This is a genomic window from Pseudomonas sp. 58(2021) (assembly GCF_017491585.1).
Taxonomy (GTDB): Bacteria; Pseudomonadota; Gammaproteobacteria; order Pseudomonadales; family Pseudomonadaceae; genus Aquipseudomonas; species Aquipseudomonas fluorescens_BT.
This window is the reverse complement of record NZ_JAFGYZ010000046.1, coordinates 1-3,276: the sequence shown is the minus strand read 5'-3', so window position 1 is coordinate 3,276 and position 3,276 is coordinate 1. Positions and strand designations below refer to the sequence as shown.

The following is a 3,276-nucleotide window of genomic DNA, read 5'->3' as shown; positions in this document are numbered from 1 at the left end:
AGATCAGGCTAAGGTAAAATTTGTGAGTTCTCTTAGTTGAGAAATTCGAATTTTCGGCGAATGTCGTCTTCACAGTATAACCAGATTGCTTGGGGTTATATGGTCAAGTGAAGAAGCGCATACGGTGGATGCCTTGGCAGTCAGAGGCGATGAAAGACGTGGTAGCCTGCGAAAAGCTTCGGGGAGTCGGCAAACAGACTTTGATCCGGAGATGTCTGAATGGGGGAACCCAGCCATCACAAGATGGTTATCTTGTACTGAATACATAGGTGCAAGAGGCGAACCAGGGGAACTGAAACATCTAAGTACCCTGAGGAAAAGAAATCAACCGAGATTCCCTTAGTAGTGGCGAGCGAACGGGGACTAGCCCTTAAGTGGCTTTGAGATTAGCGGAACGCTCTGGAAAGTGCGGCCATAGTGGGTGATAGCCCTGTACGCGAAAATCTCTTAGTCATGAAATCGAGTAGGACGGAGCACGAGAAACTTTGTCTGAATATGGGGGGACCATCCTCCAAGGCTAAATACTACTGACTGACCGATAGTGAACTAGTACCGTGAGGGAAAGGCGAAAAGAACCCCGGAGAGGGGAGTGAAATAGATCCTGAAACCGTATGCGTACAAGCAGTGGGAGCAGACTTTGTTCTGTGACTGCGTACCTTTTGTATAATGGGTCAGCGACTTATTTTCAGTGGCGAGCTTAACCGAATAGGGGAGGCGTAGCGAAAGCGAGTCTTAATAGGGCGTCTAGTCGCTGGGAATAGACCCGAAACCGGGCGATCTATCCATGGGCAGGTTGAAGGTTAGGTAACACTGACTGGAGGACCGAACCGACTACCGTTGAAAAGTTAGCGGATGACCTGTGGATCGGAGTGAAAGGCTAATCAAGCTCGGAGATAGCTGGTTCTCCTCGAAAGCTATTTAGGTAGCGCCTCATGTATCACTGTAGGGGGTAGAGCACTGTTTCGGCTAGGGGGTCATCCCGACTTACCAAACCGATGCAAACTCCGAATACCTACAAGTGCCGAGCATGGGAGACACACGGCGGGTGCTAACGTCCGTCGTGAAAAGGGAAACAACCCAGACCGTCAGCTAAGGTCCCAAAGTTATGGTTAAGTGGGAAACGATGTGGGAAGGCTTAGACAGCTAGGAGGTTGGCTTAGAAGCAGCCACCCTTTAAAGAAAGCGTAATAGCTCACTAGTCGAGTCGGCCTGCGCGGAAGATGTAACGGGGCTCAAACCATACACCGAAGCTACGGGTATCACGTAAGTGATGCGGTAGAGGAGCGTTCTGTAAGCCTGTGAAGGTGAGTTGAGAAGCTTGCTGGAGGTATCAGAAGTGCGAATGCTGACATGAGTAACGACAATGGGTGTGAAAAACACCCACGCCGAAAGACCAAGGTTTCCTGCGCAACGTTAATCGACGCAGGGTTAGTCGGTCCCTAAGGCGAGGCTGAAAAGCGTAGTCGATGGAAAACAGGTTAATATTCCTGTACTTCTGGTTATTGCGATGGAGGGACGGAGAAGGCTAGGCCAGCTTGGCGTTGGTTGTCCAAGTTTAAGGTGGTAGGCTGAGATCTTAGGTAAATCCGGGATCTTAAGGCCGAGAGCTGATGACGAGTGTTCTTTTAGAACACGAAGTGGTTGATGCCATGCTTCCAAGAAAAGCTTCTAAGCTTCAGATAACCAGGAACCGTACCCCAAACCGACACAGGTGGTTGGGTAGAGAATACCAAGGCGCTTGAGAGAACTCGGGTGAAGGAACTAGGCAAAATGGCACCGTAACTTCGGGAGAAGGTGCGCCGGTGAGGGTGAAGGACTTGCTCCGTAAGCTCATGCCGGTCGAAGATACCAGGCCGCTGCGACTGTTTATTAAAAACACAGCACTCTGCAAACACGAAAGTGGACGTATAGGGTGTGACGCCTGCCCGGTGCCGGAAGGTTAATTGATGGGGTTAGCTAACGCGAAGCTCTTGATCGAAGCCCCGGTAAACGGCGGCCGTAACTATAACGGTCCTAAGGTAGCGAAATTCCTTGTCGGGTAAGTTCCGACCTGCACGAATGGCGTAACGATGGCGGCGCTGTCTCCACCCGAGACTCAGTGAAATTGAAATCGCTGTGAAGATGCAGTGTATCCGCGGCTAGACGGAAAGACCCCGTGAACCTTTACTATAGCTTTGCACTGGACTTTGAATTTGCTTGTGTAGGATAGGTGGGAGGCTTTGAAGCGTGGACGCCAGTTCGCGTGGAGCCATCCTTGAAATACCACCCTGGCAACTTTGAGGTTCTAACTCAGGTCCGTTATCCGGATCGAGGACAGTGTATGGTGGGTAGTTTGACTGGGGCGGTCTCCTCCTAAAGAGTAACGGAGGAGTACGAAGGTGCGCTCAGACCGGTCGGAAATCGGTCGTAGAGTATAAAGGCAAAAGCGCGCTTGACTGCGAGACAGACACGTCGAGCAGGTACGAAAGTAGGTCTTAGTGATCCGGTGGTTCTGTATGGAAGGGCCATCGCTCAACGGATAAAAGGTACTCCGGGGATAACAGGCTGATACCGCCCAAGAGTTCATATCGACGGCGGTGTTTGGCACCTCGATGTCGGCTCATCACATCCTGGGGCTGAAGCCGGTCCCAAGGGTATGGCTGTTCGCCATTTAAAGTGGTACGCGAGCTGGGTTTAGAACGTCGTGAGACAGTTCGGTCCCTATCTGCCGTGGACGTTTGAGATTTGAGAGGGGCTGCTCCTAGTACGAGAGGACCGGAGTGGACGAACCTCTGGTGTTCCGGTTGTCACGCCAGTGGCATTGCCGGGTAGCTATGTTCGGAAAAGATAACCGCTGAAAGCATCTAAGCGGGAAACTTGCCTCAAGATGAGATCTCACTGGAACCTTGAGTTCCCTGAAGGGCCGTCGAAGACTACGACGTTGATAGGTTGGGTGTGTAAGCGCTGTGAGGCGTTGAGCTAACCAATACTAATTGCCCGTGAGGCTTGACCATATAACACCCAAGCAATTTGCGTCGGCTCTCTAAACCAGAGCAACCAGATTGCGGTGTGTGAAGACGCAATGAACCGAAAGTTCGACGCTCACAAAGCACCGAAAACTATCCCATACCCAATTTGCTGAAGCGAGGCCGTCCGGTCACGAGTCAGTACCCGAATTTCTTGACGACCATAGAGCGTTGGAACCACCTGATCCCATCCCGAACTCAGAAGTGAAACGATGCATCGCCGATGGTAGTGTGGGGTTTCCCCATGTGAGAGTAGGTCATCGTCAAGATT

General features: G+C 51.4%; 2 rRNA genes. Both read left to right on the top strand.

Going from position 1 to position 3,276, the window contains the following annotated elements:
* The first annotated feature begins 101 nt into the window (after positions 1-101).
* Positions 102-2,993 (top strand): 23S ribosomal RNA (locus tag J5M72_RS28675).
* 165 nt (positions 2,994-3,158) lie between these two features.
* A 5S ribosomal RNA gene (gene rrf, locus J5M72_RS28670) occupies positions 3,159-3,274 on the top strand.
* Positions 3,275-3,276: the final 2 nt, after the last annotated feature.